23 protein-coding genes are annotated in these 22,945 nt (G+C 34.4%); 20 read left to right on the top strand and 3 right to left on the bottom strand.

Features of this window, described 5'->3' with window-relative positions; genetic code table 11:
- Positions 1–14 precede the first annotated feature (14 nt).
- From rpsE to ABIN61_05770, 16 genes are read left to right on the top strand one after another with little or no spacing between them, the layout of a single operon-like run.
- A complete protein-coding gene (gene rpsE / locus ABIN61_05845) occupies positions 15–551 on the top strand; it encodes a 30S ribosomal protein S5 (protein ID MEO0293727.1) in 537 nt (178 codons plus the stop codon).
- Positions 538–720, top strand: coding sequence for a 50S ribosomal protein L30 (gene rpmD / locus ABIN61_05840; GenBank protein ID MEO0293726.1), 183 nt, complete (start codon positions 538–540; stop codon positions 718–720). Before rpsE ends, rpmD begins: the two co-directional genes overlap by 14 nt.
- On the top strand, positions 716–1,162 hold the full coding sequence (gene rplO, locus ABIN61_05835) for a 50S ribosomal protein L15 (GenBank protein ID MEO0293725.1): 447 nt from the start codon (positions 716–718) through the stop codon (positions 1,160–1,162). Before rpmD ends, rplO begins: the two co-directional genes overlap by 5 nt.
- Positions 1,152–2,465: a preprotein translocase subunit SecY gene (secY, locus tag ABIN61_05830; GenBank protein ID MEO0293724.1), complete on the top strand. Its 1,314-nt coding sequence runs from the start codon at positions 1,152–1,154 to the stop codon at positions 2,463–2,465. The genes rplO and secY overlap by 11 nt, the downstream gene beginning before the upstream one ends.
- Entirely contained in the window at positions 2,462–3,109 is a 648-nt protein-coding gene (locus tag ABIN61_05825; GenBank protein MEO0293723.1) for a nucleoside monophosphate kinase, read from the top strand. Before secY ends, ABIN61_05825 begins: the two co-directional genes overlap by 4 nt.
- On the top strand, positions 3,102–3,326 hold the full coding sequence (gene infA / locus ABIN61_05820; protein ID MEO0293722.1) for a translation initiation factor IF-1: 225 nt from the start codon (positions 3,102–3,104) through the stop codon (positions 3,324–3,326). The genes ABIN61_05825 and infA overlap by 8 nt, the downstream gene beginning before the upstream one ends.
- A gap of 9 nt (positions 3,327–3,335) precedes the next feature.
- Positions 3,336–3,449: a 50S ribosomal protein L36 gene (rpmJ, locus tag ABIN61_05815; protein MEO0293721.1), complete on the top strand. Its 114-nt coding sequence runs from the start codon at positions 3,336–3,338 to the stop codon at positions 3,447–3,449.
- Positions 3,450–3,458: 9 nt separating this feature from the next.
- A complete protein-coding gene (gene rpsM / locus ABIN61_05810; GenBank protein MEO0293720.1) occupies positions 3,459–3,842 on the top strand; it encodes a 30S ribosomal protein S13 in 384 nt (127 codons plus the stop codon).
- A gap of 10 nt (positions 3,843–3,852) precedes the next feature.
- On the top strand, positions 3,853–4,242 hold the full coding sequence (gene rpsK / locus ABIN61_05805) for a 30S ribosomal protein S11 (protein MEO0293719.1): 390 nt from the start codon (positions 3,853–3,855) through the stop codon (positions 4,240–4,242).
- Positions 4,242–4,871 carry a 30S ribosomal protein S4 gene (rpsD, locus tag ABIN61_05800; protein ID MEO0293718.1) on the top strand — a complete coding sequence of 210 codons (630 nt, stop codon included), beginning with the start codon at positions 4,242–4,244 and terminating at the stop codon, positions 4,869–4,871. The genes rpsK and rpsD overlap by 1 nt, the downstream gene beginning before the upstream one ends.
- 20 nt (positions 4,872–4,891) lie before the next feature.
- On the top strand, positions 4,892–5,851 hold the full coding sequence (locus tag ABIN61_05795) for a DNA-directed RNA polymerase subunit alpha (GenBank protein MEO0293717.1): 960 nt from the start codon (positions 4,892–4,894) through the stop codon (positions 5,849–5,851).
- 1 nt (position 5,852) lies between these two features.
- A complete protein-coding gene (gene rplQ / locus ABIN61_05790; protein ID MEO0293716.1) occupies positions 5,853–6,206 on the top strand; it encodes a 50S ribosomal protein L17 in 354 nt (117 codons plus the stop codon).
- A gap of 2 nt (positions 6,207–6,208) precedes the next feature.
- Positions 6,209–8,413: a hypothetical protein gene (locus ABIN61_05785; GenBank protein ID MEO0293715.1), complete on the top strand. Its 2,205-nt coding sequence runs from the start codon at positions 6,209–6,211 to the stop codon at positions 8,411–8,413.
- 3 nt (positions 8,414–8,416) lie between these two features.
- Entirely contained in the window at positions 8,417–11,032 is a 2,616-nt protein-coding gene (locus tag ABIN61_05780; GenBank protein MEO0293714.1) for a valine--tRNA ligase, read from the top strand.
- A gap of 9 nt (positions 11,033–11,041) precedes the next feature.
- Positions 11,042–12,148 carry a redox-regulated ATPase YchF gene (gene ychF / locus ABIN61_05775; protein ID MEO0293713.1) on the top strand — a complete coding sequence of 369 codons (1,107 nt, stop codon included), beginning with the start codon at positions 11,042–11,044 and terminating at the stop codon, positions 12,146–12,148.
- Between the two features lie 8 nt (positions 12,149–12,156).
- The gene (locus ABIN61_05770) at positions 12,157–13,017 is read left to right on the top strand and encodes a histidinol-phosphatase (protein ID MEO0293712.1); all 861 of its coding nucleotides are present in this window, start codon (positions 12,157–12,159) and stop codon (positions 13,015–13,017) included.
- Here the strand turns inward: ABIN61_05770 and ABIN61_05765 are convergent.
- Positions 13,007–14,209, bottom strand: a complete 1,203-nt coding sequence (locus tag ABIN61_05765; protein ID MEO0293711.1) for a cofactor-independent phosphoglycerate mutase — start codon at positions 14,207–14,209, stop codon at positions 13,007–13,009. The two genes, ABIN61_05770 and ABIN61_05765, sit on opposite strands and share 11 nt — an antisense overlap.
- A 51-nt stretch (positions 14,210–14,260) precedes the next feature.
- Here ABIN61_05765 and ABIN61_05760 point away from each other — a divergent pair, with 51 nt between their 5' ends.
- Positions 14,261–17,047: a HEAT repeat domain-containing protein gene (locus ABIN61_05760; GenBank protein ID MEO0293710.1), complete on the top strand. Its 2,787-nt coding sequence runs from the start codon at positions 14,261–14,263 to the stop codon at positions 17,045–17,047.
- Between the two features lie 6 nt (positions 17,048–17,053).
- On the opposite strand, the gene alr is transcribed toward ABIN61_05760, so the two are convergent.
- On the bottom strand, positions 17,054–18,145 hold the full coding sequence (gene alr, locus ABIN61_05755) for an alanine racemase (GenBank protein ID MEO0293709.1): 1,092 nt from the start codon (positions 18,143–18,145) through the stop codon (positions 17,054–17,056).
- Positions 18,146–18,214: 69 nt separating this feature from the next.
- Here alr and ABIN61_05750 point away from each other — a divergent pair, with 69 nt between their 5' ends.
- Positions 18,215–19,282, top strand: a complete 1,068-nt coding sequence (locus tag ABIN61_05750) for a tetratricopeptide repeat protein (protein ID MEO0293708.1) — start codon at positions 18,215–18,217, stop codon at positions 19,280–19,282.
- On the opposite strand, the gene ABIN61_05745 is transcribed toward ABIN61_05750, so the two are convergent.
- Positions 19,279–19,500: a NifU family protein gene (locus ABIN61_05745; protein MEO0293707.1), complete on the bottom strand. Its 222-nt coding sequence runs from the start codon at positions 19,498–19,500 to the stop codon at positions 19,279–19,281. The two genes, ABIN61_05750 and ABIN61_05745, sit on opposite strands and share 4 nt — an antisense overlap.
- A gap of 138 nt (positions 19,501–19,638) precedes the next feature.
- Between ABIN61_05745 and ABIN61_05740 the strand changes: the two genes are divergently transcribed.
- Both ABIN61_05740 and ABIN61_05735 read left to right on the top strand, forming a co-directional pair.
- Positions 19,639–21,660 carry a sialate O-acetylesterase gene (locus ABIN61_05740; GenBank protein ID MEO0293706.1) on the top strand — a complete coding sequence of 674 codons (2,022 nt, stop codon included), beginning with the start codon at positions 19,639–19,641 and terminating at the stop codon, positions 21,658–21,660.
- A gap of 121 nt (positions 21,661–21,781) precedes the next feature.
- Positions 21,782–22,606 (top strand): SUMF1/EgtB/PvdO family nonheme iron enzyme, encoded by an 825-nt coding sequence (locus ABIN61_05735; protein MEO0293705.1) that lies wholly within the window; start codon positions 21,782–21,784, stop codon positions 22,604–22,606.
- Positions 22,607–22,945: the final 339 nt, after the last annotated feature.

Genomic DNA, 22,945 nt, shown 5'->3' with positions numbered 1-22,945 from the left:
TTGTAAAATCTCGGTTGAAAATAGATCCTCGGGAGTATGAATTTGAAGAGAAGGTTATTAGCATTAACCGTGTTTCGAAGGTTGTGAAAGGAGGGAAGAAATTCAGATACTCCGTATGGGTTGTAGTAGGAAACCGAGCGGGTATTGTTGGGTATGGGCATGGTAAGGCTGATGAAGTTCCAGCGGCAATTCAAAAGGCGATTAAAGATGCAAGAGGTAGATTAATAAGAGTTCCTATTGTTGGGACTTCGATTCCTTATTCTTTAATCACAAAGTATAAATCGGCAAAAGTTTTGATAAAGCCAGCAACTCCTGGAACAGGTATTATTGCAAATGATAAACTTAGGGCTATATTTGAACTTGGAGGGTATAAAGATGTTCTTACAAAATGCCTTGGTTCAAATAATCCATTTAATAACATAATTGCTGTTTATAACGCCTTGCTTAGGATGAGAACTCCTGAAGAGTTTGCAGAACTTAGGGGAAAGTCAATAGAGGAGATGTTGAAAGGTAGAAGGAGAATTGAGGTGATAAAAGATGCTTCGAATTAAGCAAATTAGAAGTAAGATAGGTTCAAATAAGAGACAAAAAGCCACATTAAAAGCTCTTGGGTTAAAAAAGATTAACGATGTGGTTGTTCATAAAGATACTCCTAGCATAAGAGGAATGATTAAGAAAGTTTCTCATCTTGTAGAAGTGGAGGAAATTAATGGGAATTGAGCTAAGCAGGTTGAAACCTCCAAGAGGAAGCAGAGAGAAGAGAAAAAGAGTTGGTCGTGGACCAGGTTCCGGAATGGGAACCTATTCAACAAGAGGAATAAAAGGGCAGAATGCAAGAAGTGGTAGGGGCCCTAGGTTGGGTTTTGAAGGAGGGCAAACACCTCTTACAAAGAGGATTCCTAAGAGGGGTTTTAGTAAAAGAGAAGAGGAGAAAATTGCAATTGTTAATCTGGTTACTTTAAGTAAGATTTTTAAAGAAGGAGATGAAGTGACGATTGATAAATTAAGAGAAGAAGGTTTGGTTGGGAAAAGAGAAAAAGTTAAAATTCTTGGCAAGGGCGAGATAGATAAAAAGTTAATTGTTCATACTAATATGATTTCTAAATCCGCAAAAGAAAAGATTGAAAAATTAGGAGGAAAGGTAATTATAAATGGCTCTTGATGCTTTTAGAAATATCTGGAGAATTGGAGATATAAGAAGAAGGATATTAAATACAATCCTTCTTTTAGCTATTTATCGTCTTGGTAGCCATATTCCAGCTCCTGGGGTAAACATTGGAGTTCTTTCTGCGTATTTTGAGAGAATGAGTGGTTCTGTTTTGGGTTTATTTGATCTATTTGTTGGAGGGAATTTAAGTAGGGCTACTATTTTTGCTCTTGGCATTATGCCTTATATTAGTGCTTCAATTATTTTACAGATTTTAGGAGCGACGATACCATATTATCAGAGATTGTCACAGGAAGGCGAGGAAGGTAGAAGGAAGATGACGCAACATATAAGGTATCTCACTGTGGGTATAGCTGCTTTTAATTCGATATCATTCGCGATTTTTTTGCAGAATCTTTCTGTAAATGGGGTGCCTGTTTTACCGAACCCAAGTTTTTTTGTAAAATTTTCAATAGTTATAACGATGACAGCTGGCACTATTTTCTTAATGTGGCTTGGAGAACTTGTTACAGAAAATGGGATAGGTAATGGTGTTTCGCTTCTCATTATGTTTAGTATTCTTGCAAGGGGACCTGCACAAGTTATTCAATTATTGCGTAGTATAAAGGCTGGAACATTAAGTTTGATTGCTTCTATAATTTTTGCGGTCGTAGCTGTTTTAATTATTGCTGCAGTGGTTCTTGTTACCCAAGCTCAGAGGAGAATACCAGTTCAGTATGCTAAAAGAGTGAAAGGGAGAAAAATATATGGTGGACAAGCGACACATCTTCCATTAAATGTTAATACTGCTGGTGTAATTCCTATAATATTTGCTCAATCAGCTTTAATGATTCTTCCAACTTTCGCAGGTTTCTTTAGGGGTCAGGCTTGGGCTGATTGGCTTGTTAATATCTTTTCGCCAAGTGGGTTCTTATATAATTTTCTTTTTGTGTTATTGATTGTAGTTTTTGCTTATGTTTATACTGCAATTGTAATAAACCCACAAGAACTTGCCTCAAATCTTAAAAAATATGGAGGGTTTATCCCGGGAGTAAGACCAGGTAGAGCCACTGCTGAGCATATTGATCGTGTTCTTTCAAGAATAACACTCCCTGGAGCTTTATTCTTTGCTTTTGTGGCTATTGTCCCTATATTCTTTGCTGTGAAATGGAACTTCCCTTTTTATTTTGGAGGAACTTCAATAATTATTGTTGTGGGGGTTGCCCTTGATACTGCAAGTCAACTTGAGTCTCATCTTCTTATGAGACATTATGAAGGTTTTATGAAGACTGGAAGAATTAGAGGGAGGAGGAGATGAGAATAGTTTTCCTTGGCCCCCCAGGTGTTGGGAAAGGAACTCATGCAAGTCTTCTGGCAAAAGATCTAGGTATTCCTCATTATTCTACTGGGGATATTTTTAGAGAGATTTTGAAAAGCCCTTCTCCTTTAAGAGACGAGCTTAGAAAGTATATTGTTTCAGGGAGTCTTGTCCCTGACAATATTGTGTTTGAGACTGTCAAGAAGGTGCTTTCTGATAGTAAGAATAAAGAAGGTTGGCTTTTGGATGGTTATCCTCGGAATAGAAACCAAGCTGAATTATTAGATAATTTTTTAGATAGTAGAGGAGAGGAATTAGATTATGCAATTTATCTTTATGCTTCTATGGAGACTCTTATTACTCGCTTGTCTAATAGAAGAGTTTGTTCAGAATGCGGAGCGATTTTTAATATTGTAAATAATCCACCCAAGAAAGATAATATTTGTGATAGATGCGGTGGAGCTTTGATTCAGAGAGAAGATGATAAAGAGGAGACAATAAAGAAGAGAATTGCAATTTTTGAAAAAGAGTTTAAACCTTTAAAAGATTATTATAAGAAACGAGAAATCTTGATAGAAGTAGCTGCAGAGGGAGAACTTTCTGATATTGCGGGTAGGATCAGAGAAGGGTTAAGAATTGGCTAAGAAGGAAGTAATAAAGGTTAAGGGACAAGTGATTGAGAAATTACCAGATTTTAAATTCAGGGTAAAGCTTGATGTAGAAGGAGAACCTGTTGTTCTTGCTTATTTGTCGGGTAAAATGAGAATGAATTATATAAAAATTGATGTGGGGGATGTTGTGGATATAGAACTTTCACCATATGATCTTACAAAAGGTAGGGTCGTTTATAGAAATTCTTAGGAGGAAAAGATGAAAGTTAGAGCATCCGTTAAAAGATTGTGTAAAGATTGTAAAATAGTGAGACGTAAAGGTAGGATTTATGTGGTTTGTAAGAATCCAAAACATAAGCAACGACAAAATTAGGAGGTTTGAATGCCAAGAATAGCTGGGGTTGATTTACCTCTAAATAAACCTGTTTTTATTGGACTTACAGCCATTTTTGGTATTGGAAGATCTACCTCTTTGAAGATTCTTGAGAGAGTGAATGTGGATAAAGGTAAAAGGGTTAAAGATTTAACAGACGAAGAGATTGATAAGATAAGGCATATAATTGAAAATGAATATAAAATAGAAGGAGAATTAAAATCTGAAATAAGGCAGAACATAAATCGTTTAAAAGATATAAAATGTTATAGAGGAATTAGACATATGAAAGGCTTACCTGTAAGGGGTCAGAGAACAAGGACTAATGCAAGAACAAGGAAAGGACCAAGGAAGGGCGCAATTGCCCTTAAGAAAAGAGAAATTAAAAAGTAAGAGGTAAAAAGTGGCTAAAAGAAGTAAAGGTACTGGAAAAAAGAAATTTAGAGCTCCTGAGTCTGGGATTATCCATATACATTCTACTTTTAATAACACTATTGTTACTGTGACCGATAAAAATGGGAATACTCTACTGTGGGCTTCTGCCGGCACAATCGGATATAAGGGCACTCGTAAGGGAACTCCATATGCTGCTACAAAAGCGACTGAGGCTGCTGTTCAGAAAGCTCTTGAACTTGGGATGAAAAATGCGGAAGTTTGGGTTAACGGACCTGGAAGGGGAAGGGAATCCGCTATTAGGACTGTTCAGGCTGTTGGTATGAATGTTACTGCTATTAAAGATGTAACTCCTCTTCCACATAATGGTTGCAGACCGCCTAAGAAAAGGAGAGTGTAATGGGTAGATATACTGGACCGAAGTGTAGAAGATGCAGAAGGCTTGCGATGAAATTATATTTGAAAGGAGATAGATGCTACTCTGATAAATGTCCTATTAAAGGGGATTATATAAAAAGTCCTGGCGAACCTCCAAAGAGATGGTTTGGTGGAGAGTCTTCTTATGGAATACAACTTAGAGAAAAACAAAGAGTTAAAACAATCTATGGATTAAGAGAGAAACAATTTAGGAATCTTTTTGAAAGAGCTTTGAAGGTGAAGGGTGGAATAACAGGAGAGGAACTCTTAAAATTTTTAGAAAAAAGGTTGGATAATGTCGTATATCGTTTGGGTTTTACCACTTCGAGAAATCAGGCAAGACAGGTTATTCGCCATAGACATATAAGAGTAAATGGTAAGAAGGTAGATATTCCTTCTTATGAGGTTTCTGTAGGTGATGTTATTTCAATTGATGAGAAAAGTAAGAATTTGTCTTTATTTACCACTGCTTTGGCTCATGAGGTGGAAGTTAAGGAGTGGTTATCTCTTGATAGAGAAAAGATGGAAGGGAAGGTGGTAGGAGAACCTACAAGAGCAGATATTGAGTATCCTATTAAGGAGAATTTAATTGTTGAGTTGTATTCTAAGTAAGTTGGTAAGGGAGGTAAAAATTGAAGATTAGATCATTGGTTATGCCAGAAGGAATAAATGTTCTTCGAAAAAATGAAAGTTATGGAAAGTTTTCTTTATCTCCTCTTGAAAGGGGATATGGAGTTACTATTGGCCATGCTTTAAGAAGAATGTTGATTTCTTCAATTCAAGGCGCTGCGATTACAGCTGTGAAGATAGAAGGAGTAATGCATGAGTTTTCAACAATAGAGAATGTTAAGGAGGATGTTTCTCAGATTGTGTTGAATCTTAAGAAGGTGAGATTTAGATGTAATAGCCAAGAGATTCCTCAATATGTTATTCTTGAAGAAAAAGGTCCAGGGGAAGTGAAAGCTTCTTCTATAAAGTTAACCCCAGGTTTAGAAATAAGTACCCCAGACCAACATATTGCTACTTTAGAAGAGGGAGGAGAGATAAAAGCTACTTTGAGAGTGGATGTTGATAAAGGGTTTAAACCCAGAGAATATTTTAAGGATTCTAAGATGGGAGAAGGAACGATTTACTTAGATACCAATTTTTCTCCGGTAAGAAGGGTTAAGTATGAGGTTAATAATGTTAGAGTGGGGCAAAGAACAGACTTTGAAGAGCTAGTTATGGAAGTGTGGACAGATGGTTCTATTTATCCGGATGAAGCATTGTCTCTTGCAGCAAAGATTATAAGAGATCACATTAACTTGTTTATAGGAAAAGAGGAAATGTTTGAAGCGGAAGAACTCTCTCTTGAAAAAGAAGAAAAGAGGAGGATTTTAGATTTATCAATAGAAGAATTAGATGTAGGAAATAGAGTGAGCAACGTTTTGAAAAGCAAAAATATTACTAAAATAAGAGACCTTGTTAAGTATTCAGAAGAAGACCTTCTAAAGTTTCCTAATTTTGGGAAAGTTTCATTGAAAGAAGTAAAAGATAAATTAGCCCAATTTAATCTTACTTTAAATATGGACTTAAAAGCTTTGGAGAAGTGAAATGAGACACGGGAAAAAGATTAAAAAATTAGGTAGAACTAAAGCCCATAGAGAGGCAACTCTAAATAACCTCTTTTGTGCTCTTATATTAAATGAGTCAATAAGGACTACAAGAGCTAAAGCTGTGGCTTTAAAAAGGTATGCTGAAAAAGAAATAGCAAGAGCTCTTAAGGCAGACCTTAATGTGAAAAGAAAACTTAAAAGCACTCTTGGTTCGAGACAAGCTTATTATAAACTTTTTGAAACAATAGTTCCTCAGTATAAAGATAAAAAGGGTGGATATATTCGTATTACCGATCTTTCTTTAACTCGGAGAGGAGATGGGGCCCCTGAGAGCTTAGTAGAGTTTGTCTAAAAGTGATTGATGAAGAGAAATCTTCCTTAGAGAGAAAAATAGAAGAAGAATCAAAATTCGCCGAAATCCTTAAAAGCAAATTCGGTAGGAAATTATACCTGGATTTTCTAAAAGGATTACTACTCAAGGTATTTGATCCTTCAGAAATAAAATTTTTAATGGATAAAGAATTCTTAATTTATCTCGTTTTTTCCGAGGAGAATCAAAAGCAATTACAAAAAGGATTAAAGACAATGAAATCTTTTTTAAGTGAAGGTGAAAAGGAATATTTGACAAGTCAGTTAAATGAGTTTACTCAAACTTTAGGTAAGATTTTTGAAGATGGGGTAAAAGCTGGAATTCCTCCAGTTTTGATAGAATTGGCCTTAAAAAGATGGTTAAAAAAACAAATTCCACTAGGAACTCCAAGTTTATTTTATAAAAAAGTGAATCTTTCTTTAAGGTTTTTCACAAAAAGGGAACTTAATAAAGTTAAAATTGGGAAAAGGATTTTAGATGTTTTGGAAGATGTTCTACCAATCCCGGTTTCTTTAAATGAGGTCAATTTAGATCACTTTTCTGAATTTATAGAAGATGGCGATTTCTTCTCTAATGTCCTTAGGATTTTTGCTGATTATTTTATAACTCAACCAAAGCTTGAAGTTCCAAGATTTGACTGTGAAGAGCTAAAAGAGAAGATAAAGAATACTCAGGCTTTGGTTAAGGGAGAGGCGAAAAATAGGATTGTAGCACTTTTGGGTAAAATTGATAGTTTAAGTGATGTAGAGATTTACGATGAGATTGAAGAGATTGCGAAATATATAAAAGCTGGGGAGTCAAAAGTTAGGGTTTTTAAGAATCAATTGTTTAAAATGATGGAGCTTTCTCAAGCTGAAGAAATAAAACTTCCTCCAATTCTTAGATATTTTGATTATAGCCTTACAAAGAAAGTTCAGGATAATATTAATACTTCAGTGTCTTTACTTGTAAATAAGTTAGATAAAGTTCCTTCTTCTTTTTTATCTCAAGGTTTTTTGGGGAGAAAACCAAATTATGAAGGGATTATAGATTGGTTTGTTAAAAATTATGATGAGTTATTCATCCCAACCATTTTAGAACTTATTTTTGAAGAAGTGATAAAGATTTTCCCTGAGTCGGAAAATGATTCCTTAGAAGAGGCAAGATGGGTAGGACTTCTTGCAAGAAAGGAAGACCCTTTTAATGTTTATTTTATTCCAGAGATAGAGAGAGTTCCTTCTGAGAAAGAGAGATTAATTAGAGATTATCTTGAGGTGGTTTCAGTAATGGTATATGATATTAGGGGGTCTTCTATAATGGGGGAGAAATTAATGAATGCAGAAATGGAAGATAGGATTAGAAATGAATTTCAGTTGGAGCTATCTAAGGCGGTAGAAGAAACGGGAGGTTTTTTTGTAAAAGATACTGGAGATGGAGGAATTGTTTTATTCTCGGAAGAAAGCAGAGATTTATATTTTAGACAGATTTCAAGTTCAAAAAGTGAGAAAAAGGGCTTAGATTCTTCCAAACTTGAGCTCAAAGCTTCTCCAGATGCTGCAGTTAGAGCTATAAGATGTGCTAGTAGAATGCTTGAATATTCTGAGGGTTTTGTTAGAAAAAATTTGAAAAGATACAAAGAGTGGTTTAGAGAATTTGAAGAAAAAAAATTGGATTTTGGAGGAATAACTTATGAGAAACTCCCACCAGAATATAGGAAAATATTCCAAATTGGTATTGGGATTGCTTCTGGCAAACCAAACGAAGAGGTTTTTTTGGGTGTAAATATACTGGGGCAACTTGATCTTACTGGAAATCTTGTTCGAAGGGCTCATATTTATTCTACGGTTCATCATCCAGATCGCTCGGTAATCCTTGTGGAAACTTCTACAATGTGTAACTTTTTACTCCAAGTAGAATCTTTCAAACCTCTTGAAGAGGGAGAGAGAATAGGAGATGATTATTCTTTACCTACTGAACAATTGAGAGAGGAAATTATCCGTTGGATGAAAGGAATCCCTGGAGGTTATTTTATTGATGCTTATAAAGTTGCTTTAAAGAGGATTGATTATCTTCTCGATGAGAAAGGAAATGTGGGAAAGGTGGAGGTGCCCGAGGCATCAATTGGTATTAGAAAAGAGCGACCTTTTTATGATACAAAGACAATGGAAGAGAGAGTTCTTTATGAGATTATACCGGTAAAAAGGGGGTAGAAGATGATACTTTCTAAAAAGTATGATCCAAAGATTGTAGAAAGTAAATGGCAAAAGAGATGGGAGGAAGAAAAAATTTTTATTGCAGATGTTAATACAGATAAACCTCTTTATATAATTCTATTGCCTCCTCCTAATGTTACCGGTATTTTACATCTTGGGCACGTATTAAATATGACAATTCAAGATGTCTTTATCAGAATTTATAAAATGCGAGGTTTTGAGGTATTATGGCTCCCTGGGACCGACCATGCTGGAATTGCTACACAAAATGTTGTTGAGAGAAGGCTTGCTCAAAAGGGGCTTTCAAGATTTGATCTTGGAAGAGAAAAATTTGTGGAAGAGGTATGGAAGTGGAAAGAGGAGTATCATGGTAGGATTGTTTCTCAGATGAAGTCTCTTGGGCTCGGTTGTGATTGGAGTAGAGAAACATTTACCCTTGATGAAAGCTTCTCTAAGGCTGTTGAGGAAGCTTTTATAAGGTTGTTTGAAAAAGGCTATATTTATAGAGATGAATATATAGTAAATTATTGTCCTCGTTGTGAGACTGTAATTTCTAACGAAGAAGTTGAAGATAAGGAAATTGAAGGGAAACTTTATTATATTAATTACCCTTTAAAAAAAGGCGGAAAACTTACAGTCGCTACAACTAGACCTGAAACAATGCTTGGAGATACAGGTGTTGCAGTTAACCCCCTTGATGAAAGATATGAAAAATTTATTGGAGAGGTAGTGGTGCTTCCTTTGGTGGAGAGGGAGATCCCTGTAATTTCAGATTTAAGAGTTGATAAGAATTTTGGAACAGGAGTTGTTAAGATAACACCTGCCCATGATCCAGTGGACTTTGAGATTGGTAGAGAACATAATCTTTTACCTATAAATATTCTTGACAGAAAGGGATTTATTAATGAGAATGGTGGAAAGTATAAGGGGATGAGTAGATTTGAGGCTCGGGAGAAGATTGTAGAAGATCTAACTTCTTTTGGACTTTTAGAAAAGGTCGAAAATTATACACATTCTGTGGGACATTGTTCAAGATGCAAGACAATTGTGGAGCCTTACATCTCAAAGCAATGGTTTGTAAGAATGGAGGAGATGGCAGAAAAGGCAAAGAAGGCTGTGGAAGATGGTAGGGTGAAATTTTATCTTCCAAGATGGGAGAAAGTATACAATCATTGGCTTAGTAATATTCGTCCTTGGGTTATTTCAAGACAGCTTTGGTGGGGTCACAGGATTCCAGTTTATTATTGTGGAGATTGCGAAGAAATTATGGTTTGTAGAGAAGCTCCCTCGGAATGTTCAAAATGTGGAAGTAAGAAGATCTCTCAAGAAGAGGATGTTCTTGACACCTGGTTTTCTTCTTGGCTTTGGCCTTTTGCTCCTTTTGGGTGGCCAGAAAAGACGAAGGAATTAGAGGTGTTTTTCCCTTCCACTACTCTTGTAACAGGATGGGATATAATCTTTTTGTGGGTTGCAAGGATGATCATGGCTTCTCTTGAGTTTATGGGAGAAGTTCCTTTTAAGAAAGTTTATTTCACAGGGATGATTCGGGATTCAAAAAGGAGACCGCTTTCTAAATCTTTAGGGAATTCTCCAGACCCTCTTGATTTAATAGCTGTTTATGGGGCAGATGCTTTAAGAATCGGTATTTTGAGAATTACTCCAGAGGGTAAAGATGTTATATATAAGGAAGAAAGTATCGCTCAAGGGAGGAATTTTTTAAATAAAGTGTGGAATGTTGCAAGATTTTTAATGGCAAATTGTAAGGAGGGAGATAAAGGAGAGATAGAGAATATAAGCTTAACTAAGATGGATAAATGGATTATATCAAAAGTTATGGGAGTTATTAGAGAGTTGGAAGAAATGATTGATTCCTTTAAAATAAGTGAGGCAAGTAGATTAATTTCTTTGCGTTTCTGGGATGATTTTTGTGATTGGTATCTTGAGATGATAAAGCCTCGAATTTACTCAAAAGACGAAACAAAAAGAAAAAATGCAATTTCCGTTGCTTTATGGGCTTTTGAACAATACCTTAAATTAATGCATCCTTTTATTCCCCATATAACTGAAGAAATCTATGGGATGCTTCCTTATACGAGTTCTCTTTTAATTAATTCGGAGTGGCCAACTTATAGGGAGAATTATAGGGATTTAGATCTAGAAAGGGAAATGGATTTACTAAGGGAATTCGTTTTTAATATTAGAAATTTAAGAGGTGAACTTAACCTTTCCCCAGATTTAGAATTAGAGGTAGTTGTTGACTGTAAGGAGGATTTTTTTAATCTCCTTAAGGAGGAAGAAGAGTGGATTTTAAAGCTTGGAGGTATTAAAGAGCTTAAAAAAGGAGAAAAAATTTCGAATGCTGCTTTCTTCCATTTGAAGGGAATGGATGTGTTTATTCCTCTTGTGGGGTTAATTGATTTTGAAAGAGAAAGAGAGAGATTAAAAAAGGAAATTGAAAGTCTTGAAGGATTAATCAAAGAGTTAGAAGAACAACTCCTAAGAAAAGATTTTCTCACAAAAGCACCTCCAGAAGTTGTTAAAAAGACTAAGGAGAAGCAAGAAAGGCTTAAGGAAAAGCATAAGAAACTAATTGAGAATTTAAAAAGAATTTCTTAATTCTTTAAAATGAGCTTAAATTGTGGAATTGTTGGGCTCCCAAATGTGGGTAAATCTACTCTATTTTCTGCTTTAACTTCTCTTTTGGTAAAAGTAGAAAATTATCCTTTTTCTACTGTGGATCCTAATATAGGTGTTGTGGAAATTCCTGATGAGAGGTTGTCAAGAATAGCTGAGATACTTAAGATAGAGAAGAAGATTCCAGGCACAATAGAGTTTGTTGATATAGCAGGACTTGTTGAGGGAGCCTCTAAGGGAGAAGGTCTTGGAAATCAATTTCTAAGTCATATAAGAGAAGTTGGTATTATAATACATGTGGTTAGATGTTTCCAAGATCCGGATGTTTCTCATCCTTATCCAGATATTAATCCAGAACGTGATATAGATGTAATCAATATGGAATTGATGCTTGCGGATCTTAATACGGTGGAAAATAGGATACAGAAGAACAAAAAGTTGCTTAAAAGCCAAGATAAATTGATTCAGAAAAATGCTATGTGGGCAGAGCCTTTGCTTTTGAAAATAGAAGATGGTTTAAGAGAAGGGATTCCAGTTAATAGAATGGATTTTAAAGAAGAAGAAAGACATTATATAAAAGAATTAAATCTACTTACAAATAAAAAAGTGATTTATGTTTGTAATATAGATGAAAAGAGTATAAAAATTGGAAGTGAATTTACAAAGAGAGTTAAGGATTATGTAGGAGAGAATGTTCCTGTTATTGAGGTTTGCGGAAAGGTAGAAAGGGAGCTCGCTTTAATTGAAGATGTCTTCGAAAGAAAAGAATTAATGGAGCTTTTTGGCCTTAAAGAACCAGCTTTAAATAAACTTGTAAAAGAGGCCGCTCGTCTTTTAGGTCTTAGGACCTTTTTTACGGAAAATGGTAAAGAAGTTCGTGCTTGGATGATTAGAGAAGGGACAAAGGCTCCGGAGGCTAGTGGGGTTATTCATAGTGATTTTCAGATAGGGTTTATTAAAGCAGAGGTATATCATTGTGAGGATTTATTTAAATATGGATCGAAGGCGGAAATAAAAAATCATGGAAAGTTGAGGTTTGAAGGTAAAGATTATGAAGTTAAAGATGGAGATGTTATTTTCTTCCATTTTAAAGTGTAGGGGTGTAAATGAGCTGGGCTAATTTTCATACTCATTCTAATTTTGATGATGGGAAGGTTTCTCCTCTGGAATACGTAAAAGAGGCTTTAAATCAGAATGTTCGTATCCTTGGCTTTAGTTCCCATAATTTTCTTCCTTTTAATGTAGGTTGGACTTTAAAAAGAGAAAATTATAAGAATTACTGCGGAGTAATTAAAAAGCTTTCGGAAAAATACAAGGATAAAATTGAGATATTGCTAGGACTTGAGGTTGATTTTCTCCCAAGGTATGATTCTTTTTATAAAGAGATTAATTTATCCGTTTTAGATTTTGTAATTGGTTCTGTTCATTTTGTAAACTTCTTTAGCAGAGATAAAGCCTGGGTAATTGATGAGACGGAAGAGGAGTTTGAAAGAGGAATAACCGAAATTTATAAGGGTGATATAAGAAGGGCGGTGGAGGATTATTATGAACTAATAAAGAGAATGGCCCAAAAGGAGAAGTTAGATATAGTTGGACATCTTGATTTGATAAAGATGAATAATAAAGGTGAGAAATACTTTTCTGAGAAAGAAGATTGGTATAGAAAAGCTGTTTTCGAGACCTTAGAGATAATTGCAAATAAAAATTTAATATTAGAGGTAAATACAGGAGGAATTGCAAGAGGAAAGACAGATTCCCTATATCCAAGTTTATGGATTCTTGAAGAGTGTTATAGAAGGGGAATTTCTATAACTTTGTGCTCTGATGCTCATAGTCCCGAACAGATTACTGCTAAATTTAAAGAAGCAGCTTCTATTCTTAACTCTATTGGGTATAAAGAATTGTATATTCTTACTAAAGGGAAAGGAAGAGCTTGTTCTTTTTCGAAAGAAGGTCTTAATATTTGAAGAGCGTTTTTAAGAATGTGTATTTTTCCAAACGCCCAAATTTCCCTTTTAAAGCTGTTCTCTCTGTAAATTTTGTGTTTCCGTCCTTTGGAACAGTTTCTCCAGATATGAGAAATGGAACTGGTGTTCTTGTATGTTTTTTTAGTTTTACTGGAACTGGATGATCTGAGAGAACTGCAACTGTAACATTTTTATTAATTTTTTCAATAATTGGTTTTACCAATCTTTTATCAAACTCTTCTATGGTTTTTATCTTTAGATTAAGGTCTCCCATATGGGAACATTCGTCAATTGCTTCAAAATGAAGATAGACAAAATCGTTTCGGTCTAAAGCAGAAAGGGTGGCTTTAACTTTGTTTTCATAATTTGTGTCTATAAATCCGGTTGCCCCTTCTGGTTTTATTACTTCCATATTTGTTAATTTCCCAATTCCAAGGATAACGTCTACTGCTGAAATAACAGCACCCTTTTTTTGGTATTTTTTTTCAAAAGGTTCAAAGTGCGGTTTTCTCCCGGGACTCCAAGGCCAAATACAATTTGCAGGTTTGTTTCTGTTTTTTATAAGAGTTAAATTTGTGGGAGCTTCTTTCAAAATCTTAATGCTTTTTTCAATCAAATCTCTTAGTAAATCCGCAGTTTCTTTTCCTTCTTCGGTTCCTGGGTATGGTAAAAGTTCTTTCCATTTCTTTCCTTGATTTGAATCAGGTTTATAATAACCAATCTTGTCTGAGAATTCTTTTCCTTTAAGAATTAAGAGATTTCTATAACTAACCCCAGAATAAAATTTAATTTTTTCATTCCCTAATTCTTTGTTTAATAAATCTATGAGCTCCTCTGCACTATCCTGAGTGATTTGTCCAGCTGAATAATCTTCGAGGATATCTCCATTAATAGTAATTAAATTACATCGGAATGCTATTTCGTCTTCTTTTAGTTGGATCCCTCTGCTTGCAGCTTCAATAGGACCTCTTCCACAATAGTCTTTTTCAAGGTCATATCCCAAGACAGATAAGTTTGCTGCATCGCTTGAGGTAGGAAAGGGATTGGGAATGGTTATTAGAGTTCCTTGAGCACCATTTCTTGCAAGGAAATTTAAGGAAGGTGTATTTGCAACCTCAAGGGGTGTTTTTCCTCCTAGTTCAGGAATGGGTTCATCAGCCATTCCATCTGCCAAAAAAACAAGATATTTCATAATTTTTTAATTTAACTTTTTATGTCTATTTTTCAAGTGTCTTGAAAAATTATGAGAAATTGTTATAATTTTATTTATTGGAGGAGGAAAATAGAAAAAGAAAAATTAATTAATTTTCTTAAAGAGCTTGCTCTTGGAGTAAATTATAAAATTGCCTATCCTGGGGATCATCCTATTGTAAAAGAACAAGAAAGGAAGATCATAGATTTACTTAATACTTTCGCGGAAGAAACAAATGAAATCTCGATTGTCTTTTTAGGGGATAATGTGATAATGGAAGATTTAAATGTTGATATCTCAGGCTTCCCGAGTATTGAAATATTTGTAAAGAGGTTAACCCGATTAAATGTTGAAAGCTTAACTTTTGATACGAGCTGTAATGAGATGGATGTGGGAGGATTTCTGGATATTTTAGCCCATCCTCCAAAAGATATCCGATTATATGATGATGTAAACACTCTTTTAATAGAAAGGAAAGTTGATAATATCTATTTCAATACAGTGGAATTTCGGATAAAGGCAAAAGGAGAGGAAGTCCCGATTGGTTTAGAGGGGATGGTTGAAGGGAAAGAGGAGAAATCAATTTCTAAGGAAGAAGAATTTAATCTAAAGGAATTTTTTGAAAATATTTGTGGAATAAAAAAGGAGGATTCTCCTATTGAAGAAGCAGAAAAAATTACAAAGGGTCTCGTTAATTTATACGACAAGATTTCCTCTTTTCCTGGTGAAAAAGGAATTGGAACACGAAAGGCTATTTTTGAGAAAGTTATGAGCTCAATACCTCCCGAGGTAAAGAGATTTATAATTCAGGATAAAATTAAACTTAAACAGATTTCCTCAATAATAAAGTCTATAATAATGAGTTTTTCGGATGAGGAGATAGTAGAGATTTTTGTTAGTAGAGTTAAAGCCTTAGGATTGGCTGATGCAGAAGATTTACTTATAAATCTTACTCCAGAGAGGTTGGATAGAATTTTGCCACAAATAAAGGAAAATTTAAAATTAATGGATGTGGAAGAGAAATATATAATAGAACTTGAGAAAAGAGTGAAAGAGAAAATTGAGAAGGGAAAAGGTCCTGAAGAGAGAATTTCTGCAAAGGAGGGTGCCTTAAGTGAGCTTTCCGATTTCATAAAAAATTTTTCCGAGGTAAAGGAAGAAGATTATGGAACTTCGGAAATTGCAAATTTTTTTGAATCGGTTTTTCTAATTAAAAAAGGAGAGGAGGAAGATAAGGAAAAGGTTTATATAGGTTTTGAGAATTTTATAAGAGAATTTGTAAGACAATTTGGAGAGGATAAACTATTTCTTCAATCTTTGAAAATTAGAAAGGCTATGAAAGAGGTTCCTTTAAGTGTTAGAAAAGAGGTGTTTTTTAGAATTATAAAAAGTGATAGTCCCTTAAAACTTACAATGGCAAAGATTTTATTGCCAATTATGGATGATGAAAGTGTTGTTTCCCTTCTTATTCACTTGGTTGAAGAGGGAGAAAGGGAAGGCTTAGAAGGCTTTTTGTCTTCTCTTTCTTCGGATAGGTTAGATTTTATTAAAGAAATTTTAAGAAAGGAAGTGGGTAAAAAAGGAATTAAAGACGAACTTTTTTCTAAGTTTTGGGAGAAGTTGACCCATCCTCCTGAAAAGATAAGGCCGATTGGAGGAGTTAGTAGAACAGCTTATACTCGTCTTAAAGATAAATTGAAAACGAGTATGGAATTAGGAGATGTGAAGGCTTTACTTGATTCTATTTATAAAAATCTTGAAGCAGAATCTAAGGAAGTTAAGTTAAGCTCCTTAGGAAATATTAGGGAGCTTATAGAGCAGTTTTTTAAAGGAGGAAAGACAATTATTATCCGGAATATTGTAGAGAAATTAATTGAGTATTCGCGGAAGGAAGAAGAGAAAGAGATTTATGAGGAATATATAAAACTTCTAAGTGAAATAGGAATTAAAAGTATAACAATGGAGTATTCTTTTTTATCAAATAATGTTGTTTCATTTTTTGCGGGAGAAGTGAGTAGTGTAGAGAAAGCGAAAGTTATTGTTCCATATCTTGTGAAATTTAATTCTAAAGAAGCTATAAATGTTTTGCTTTCTCTTTTATGGGAAAAAGATTTAAGAGAGATTGTGTTAAAAGAGGTTAATGAGTTTGGCGTGGATTCTGTCCCTTATTTAATGGAATTGCTTAAAGACTCGGAGGATAAAGAAGTTAGATTTTCACTTTTAAAGATAATAAGAGGTATTGGTAAACCTGCTGTTGATTTTGTAAGGAAATACTTGCATGACCCGAGATGGTATGTAAGAAGGAATGCCGTTTTAATTATAGGTAGTATTGGAGGAAGAGAAGTTTTAGATGAAATATATGCACTAAAAGATGACCACCCAAAAGTTCAAATAGAGATTGTGAGAGTACTAAAGCATATTTTGAAAGAAGATGCAGAATCTTATTTATTACCTTTTTTAGATTCGGCTTATCCTGAGGTTCAGCAATACGTTCTTTCTACACTTCAAGGAATTATTTCTGAAGAAGGGTTAAAGGCTTTAAATAGAAGATTACTTTTAAACACTTTTCCCAGGGAATGGGAAATAGAGATAAAGAAGCTTATTTGCGATATACTTGCAATAAAAGGTAATAGTGAATCAATAGATGCTTTATCTCAAATAATAAGAGCAAAAAAGGTGTTTGGAATTCCGGAATTTCCAGAAGATCTAAGGTATAAAGCTACTAAAGCTGTAGCTGAAATAGGAGGGGTAAAAGCCGAAGAAATTCTTAAATCTTTGACAAAGGATTACTCTAAAAAGATAAGGACTTTGGTTTTAGAAAGCTTATCTAAGGGTTAATAAAATTTAGACATATAATCTTGGAAGTCTTTTCCCCATCCTTGAAATGATTTCGTAAGGGATTGTTCCACTAGCCTTAGCAATATCCCAAGCAGTTATTTTCTCATTCATGACTATTACTTCATCTCCAATCTTTACTCCTTCAATGTGAGAGATATCTATCATTGTTGTGTCCATTGTAACATTTCCAATAACTGGAGCTTTTTCCCCTTTAACTATCATCCAGCCCTTATTTGAAAGAGATCTGTCATAGCCATCCGCATACCCAATAGGAACTGTAGCGACTGTTGTGGGTTTTTGGGCTATAAATGTTCTACCATAACTTACAGAATGCCCTGGAGGAATAGTTTTGATAAAAGAAATCTTACTTTTTACACTCATTACAGGTTTATAATCCAGTAGGGGGAAATCCTCAATAGGTGAAATTCCGTATAATAAAAGGCCGAGTCTTACCATATTGAATAAAGAGTCTTTATAAAGTAGAAAAGCCGCAGAATTTGCAATGCTTTTTATTGGAATTTCTATTCCAAGATTAGAGGCAACCCTTATTAATTCTTTAAAATTTTTGAGTTGCTCTCTTGTAAAAATTTCATCCGAATCAGCACTTGGGAAATGTGAGAATGCACCTATAAGTTTTACAAATTTAAAATTTTTGATAAGTTTTATAAAATATATAAATTCATCAGGAGAAACTCCAAATCTTCCCATTCCTGTGTCTACCTTAAGGAATATTGGGACTTCTTTTTTTTGTCTCTCTCCTTCTTTTTCAAGGCTTTCTAAGAAATCTCTCGAGCAAACAGTTGGTATAAGGTTAAAAAGTAGAATTTCTTCTGCTCTTTCTTTTAATTCTTGGGATAAAATTACAATATTTGCTTGTATCCCTGCATTTCTTAACTCAATACCTTCTTCTACTATTCCTACCCCAAGAAAATCCACCCCCATGGCAATAGCTCTGGAGGAGATAGCAATTGCTCCATGTCCATACGCATCTGCTTTTACAACAGCAAGAAGTTTTTTTTGATTCCCTAATTTCTCTTTCGCTATCCTTATATTATTTTCCAAATTTCTTAAGTTTATTTCAACTCTGGAAGGTCGCATAAATGGATTATAACAAATAGTTTATTTTTTTCAAGTCTCTAACTTGACAGTTGAGAAATTTAACTTAATATATCCAACTATAATGAAGGAGGAAAAATTAAAAGAATATTTAATATAGTAATACTTTTTCTTTTTTGGGGTTGTGAAAAGGAATGTAAGTTAAGAGGGGATCTTTTTATTAAAAGTGAACAATATGAAAAGGCGATTGTCCAATTTAAGAATTGGATAGAAATAGAGCCTGAGAATCCCCAAGCTTATGTTTCTCTATCTGTCCCTTATTATATGAAAAAAGATTATAAAAATTCTGCGGAATACTTAAAGAAAGCTTTTGATATTAATAAGGATTCAACAGAAGAAGGTATAAAATATTATGAAGAACTGTTAGGAATCTCAGGTTATGGTTTTTCGGTTTTCTATAATGGGGCGGAGTCTTTCTTTTTGGATGGGGAGAATGAGAAAGTTTTGGAAATGTTAGAAAAATTGGAAGAACTTGAACTTCTTTCTTATCAAAAAATTCAAGCTTATCTTCTTAAAGGGAAAGCATTAATTAGAGAGGGGAAAGAGGAAGAAGCAGTTAATTGTATTTCTACAATTTTTGAATGGGATTCTCTAAATTTTGAAGCCCATCTTGCCTTAGGAGAGATCTATACAGATAAGGGAGAGAATGAAAAAGCCATTTTTCATCTTAAAAAAGCTAAATTTGTTAATTCAGAAAATTTTGAAGTGAATAAGTTACTCGGGAGGAATTACCTAAAGCTTGGGCAATACAATCTTAGTATAGACGCTTTAGAGAAAGCGCTCTCTATTAGAGAAGATGATCCAGAAGTGCTTTATAGTCTCGGATATGCTTATTTGGAAAAAGAAGATTATACTCGTTTGAAAAATATAGCTGAGAGAATTCTTTCTTTGCCTCTTAACTCAACTAAAAGAGCTGATGCTTACATTCTTCTTGGATTAGGGGAATTTTATGGGGAGAAATATCAAGAAGCAATTTCAGCTTTAAAGGAAGCTTTAAAGATTGATTCTACCAATTGCGATCCATATAAAATTTTGTCAGATATTTACGAGAAAGAAGGTAAAAGTGACTCTGCTCGAATTTTTTCCCAGATATGGAAAAGATGTATAAATAAAAATTAAGATATAACTTTTTTTATTTCAGGCACTTTACTTTTTAGAGCTCTTTCTACAAATCCTCTTAAAGTCATTTCTGCCATTGGGCATCCACCACAGGCTCCTATAAGTTTCAATTTTACTATTCCATCTTCAGAGACGCTTATTAATTTCACGTCTCCACCGTGACTTTTTAAATACGGTTTTATCTCTTTCTCTAAAACTCTTTTTATTTTCTCTTCCAAAATTTCCTCTTATTTAAAAAATAACAAAGAAATTTCTTAAGTCAAGAGGAAACTTTTAACCTAAGGGGATAATATATTTTATCTCTTGATTTTAAAGAAGAAATAATATAAATTAACCAAAAATAAAGGAGGAATTTTATGAAGCAATCTCTCTTCTTTTTATTTTTTATAGGAATCTTTACTTTAAACTTAAGGGCCCTTGAGATACCTTCGATTTTTGGAGATAATATGGTTCTTCAACAAGAAATGGAAGTTCCAATCTGGGGGAAAGCAAAACCTTTTGAGATTGTAGAAGTTATTTCAAGTTGGGGGGAAAAGGCAATTGGGGAAGCTGATTCTACTGGGAAATGGATGATAAAACTTAGGACTCCTAAACGAGGGGGACCTTACGAAGTAAAAATAAAGGGGGAAAATAGAGAAATTGTATTTCAAAATGTTCTTATAGGAGAAGTTTGGGTTTGTTCTGGACAGTCTAATATGGAGATGCCCCTTATGGGTTGGCCTCCACGAGATACTATAAAGAATTCCGAAGAAGAAATAAAGAATGCCAATTATCCTGAGATTCGCCTCTTTACTGTTTCAAAAGGAATTTCTCTTAAGCCAAGAGAAAATTGTAAGGGTTTTTGGGAAGAATGTTCTCCGGAGCGAGCGAAAAATTTTAGTGCGGTGGCATATTTTTTTGGAAGAGAACTTCATAAAGAACTTGGGGCTCCCATAGGGTTAATTCATACAAGCTGGGGTGGGACTCAAGCAGAGGCTTGGACTCCATTCTCTTATATTAAAAAAGTTGAAGGGTTTTCAGATTTTATAGAAAACTTTGATAAGCTTTCTTCTCTTGAAGAAGAATATGTAAAATGGCTTAATTCTCATCCTGTAATTACTCCAGAAAAAGAAGAGGAGAAAGCAGGAAAGAATGTATCTTTTGATGATAAGAATTGTCACCTTCCAGAGTTTAAAGATTCTTATTGGAGAAGGATGTCTCTTCCAACACAGTGGGAGAATAGTGAATTGGGAGTTTTTGATGGGGTTGTTTGGTTTAGAAAGAAAGTCAAATTGCCTACTGAGTGGATGAATAAGGATTTAATTTTGGAGCTTGGACCGATTGATGATATAGATATAACCTATTTTAATGGGGAAAAGGTTGGAGGTTATGAAGGTATGGGTTTTTGGACGGTTGAACGGAAATATAAAATTCCTAAAGAAATTGTTAAAAGAGGGGAGAATTTGATTGCCGTGAGAGTTATAGATCTTCAAGGAGGCGGAGGTCTTTATGGAAAAGAGTCGCAGATGAAGATTTATCCTATTGATGAAGAAGAAAACTTTATTAAGCTTTCTGGAGAGTGGAAGTATCTGCCTGTTGCCGAGTATAGAGAGGGAAATTTTTACGTGTTTGGGGTAAAGAAAAACGACTTTTATAAAAACAGACCTAAGTTTAAAGGAATTACACAAAATACTCCTACAGTTTTGTTTAATGCGATGGTTAATCCTTTGATTCCATATGGGATTAAAGGAGTAATATGGTATCAAGGAGAATCAAATGTTGGTAGAGAAAGACAATATAAAGAACTTTTCCCTGCCTTAATAGAAGGATGGAGAGAAAGTTGGGGAGAGGGTGCTTTTCCTTTTTATTTTGTTCAAATTGCCCCTTATTTGTATGAAGGAGAAAACTCCACTACTTCCGCTAAACTTAGGGAAGCTCAATTGGTTAGTATGTTAACTGTCCCGAATACAGGAATGGTTGTAACTCTGGATATAGGAGATTTGAATAACATTCATCCTTCGAACAAAGTTGATGTGGGGAAAAGGCTCGCTTTATGGGCTCTTAACAAGAGTTATGGGAGAGAAAACGTTGTGTGTTCTGGCCCTATTTTTAAAAGTATGGTTAAAAAAGGGAGTAAAATAATCCTTTACTTTGATTATATTGGTAGCGGCTTGGTTTCAAAAGAGGAGAAACTTAAAGGATTTAAAATTGCAGGAGAAGATAGGGTATTTGTGGATGCTGAAGCTTATATTAAAGATAATACTGTTATTGTTTATAGTAAAGAGGTCTATGAGCCTGTGGCTGTTAGATACGCCTTTACGGATGGCTCGGAAGCGAGTCTTTTCAATAAAGAAGGCCTTCCAGCTTCTCCTTTTAGGACAGATGATTGGGAAGATTGATTTTTGGCGACTTGACTTTCTGGGATTATTAATTAATATTGATTGTAGTAGGATTAGGGTAAAAAACCGTTTATTAATTAGAAAAAGGGTAATATAAAAAGTTTCTCAAAGGAGGTATTTAATGAGGAAAAATTTATTTCTTCTTTTGTCATTTTTAGCTATTACAAGTTCTTGTTCACGAGGAAAGCCTGGAGATCTTGTTCTTGTAAAAGGTGGGCCTTTTAAGAATACGAAATCCAACTATTATGGAAAAAACGTAATAATCTCGGATTTTTATATTGGTAGATACGAGGTTACCCAAAAAGAGTGGGTTGAGGTAATGGGTAATAATCCTTCAAAATTCAAAGGAGATAATTTACCAGTAGAAATGGTAAGTTGGTATGATTGTATTGAATATTGTAATAAGAGGAGTATAAAAGAAGGCTTGGAACCCTATTATAATATAGATAAAACAAAAAAAGATCCGGAAAACAATAATGATATTGATACTATAAAATGGATAGTGACAATCAATCCGAACGCAAATGGTTACCGCCTACCCCGAGAGGTGGAGTGGGAATATGCTGCAAGTGGAGGGCAGAAAAGCAAAAATTATACATATAGCGGAAGCAATAATGTGGATAAAGTTGCTTGGTATTGGAGGAATTCTGGAGATGAATACCTAAAAGGATATTGGTCTTGGCCTATTATAGAGAATAATAATAATAAAACAAAACCTGTGGGTCTTAAGAAGCCGAATGAACTTGGGCTTTATGATCTATCAGGTAATGTAAGAGAATGGTGCTGGGAATGGTATGAGGGCGATAGAACAGAATCTAAGGAAAGGGTTTGGAGAGGTGGGGGTTGGATGGGTGCTGAGTATTGCTGTGAGTCTTCTTTTAGAGGTAGCTTTGAAGCAAGCGGTAAGGGTCCTGATCAGGGTTTTCGAGTATGCCGAAGTAAGTAAATAAGATAGGCAATTGTAATTATAATCCAAATACCCCCTCAAAGATAAGGAATTTTCCTAAATTGACTTTTTAAATATTTTAATTAAAATAAGAGTAGAAATTAAGATAAAAATTATTTAGGGGTGAAAAATGGTTAGATTTTGGTTTTTAGTTGAAGTAAAAAGATCAAAAGAAGTTGAGTTTCATTTATTGGAGAAGAATAAATTTATTTAATTACCCCTTTCCTTTCCTAAATTACTTAGGTTAGAAGGAAAGGGAGATTTGGAAAGGAAAGGGGGCAAAGGAAATTAGAGGTGTTTTTATTTAGAAGTTTTTAAATTTAGATGTTAAAAGGAGGA

Source organism: candidate division WOR-3 bacterium (genome assembly GCA_039804165.1).
Lineage (GTDB): Bacteria > Hydrothermota > UBA3072 > UBA3072 > UBA3072 > JAFGHJ01.
The sequence above is the reverse complement of the archived record's forward strand: the minus strand, read 5'-3'. Positions and strand labels throughout refer to the sequence as shown.

Coding starts and splice junctions, on each gene's coding strand:
- ABIN61_05770 (MEO0293712.1), top strand. CDS start 12,157: ATGAGCTGGGCTAATTTTCATACTCATTCTAATTTTGATGATGGGAAG.
- rpmJ (MEO0293721.1), top strand. CDS start 3,336: ATGAAAGTTAGAGCATCCGTTAAAAGATTGTGTAAAGATTGTAAAATA.
- ABIN61_05740 (MEO0293706.1), top strand. CDS start 19,639: ATGAAGCAATCTCTCTTCTTTTTATTTTTTATAGGAATCTTTACTTTA.
- alr (MEO0293709.1), bottom strand. CDS start 18,145: ATGCGACCTTCCAGAGTTGAAATAAACTTAAGAAATTTGGAAAATAAT.
- ABIN61_05765 (MEO0293711.1), bottom strand. CDS start 14,209: ATGAAATATCTTGTTTTTTTGGCAGATGGAATGGCTGATGAACCCATT.
- rpsD (MEO0293718.1), top strand. CDS start 4,242: ATGGGTAGATATACTGGACCGAAGTGTAGAAGATGCAGAAGGCTTGCG.
- ABIN61_05735 (MEO0293705.1), top strand. CDS start 21,782: ATGAGGAAAAATTTATTTCTTCTTTTGTCATTTTTAGCTATTACAAGT.
- ABIN61_05780 (MEO0293714.1), top strand. CDS start 8,417: ATGATACTTTCTAAAAAGTATGATCCAAAGATTGTAGAAAGTAAATGG.
- rplQ (MEO0293716.1), top strand. CDS start 5,853: ATGAGACACGGGAAAAAGATTAAAAAATTAGGTAGAACTAAAGCCCAT.
- secY (MEO0293724.1), top strand. CDS start 1,152: ATGGCTCTTGATGCTTTTAGAAATATCTGGAGAATTGGAGATATAAGA.
- ychF (MEO0293713.1), top strand. CDS start 11,042: ATGAGCTTAAATTGTGGAATTGTTGGGCTCCCAAATGTGGGTAAATCT.
- ABIN61_05825 (MEO0293723.1), top strand. CDS start 2,462: ATGAGAATAGTTTTCCTTGGCCCCCCAGGTGTTGGGAAAGGAACTCAT.
- ABIN61_05760 (MEO0293710.1), top strand. CDS start 14,261: ATGAGAAATTGTTATAATTTTATTTATTGGAGGAGGAAAATAGAAAAA.
- rpsM (MEO0293720.1), top strand. CDS start 3,459: ATGCCAAGAATAGCTGGGGTTGATTTACCTCTAAATAAACCTGTTTTT.
- rpmD (MEO0293726.1), top strand. CDS start 538: ATGCTTCGAATTAAGCAAATTAGAAGTAAGATAGGTTCAAATAAGAGA.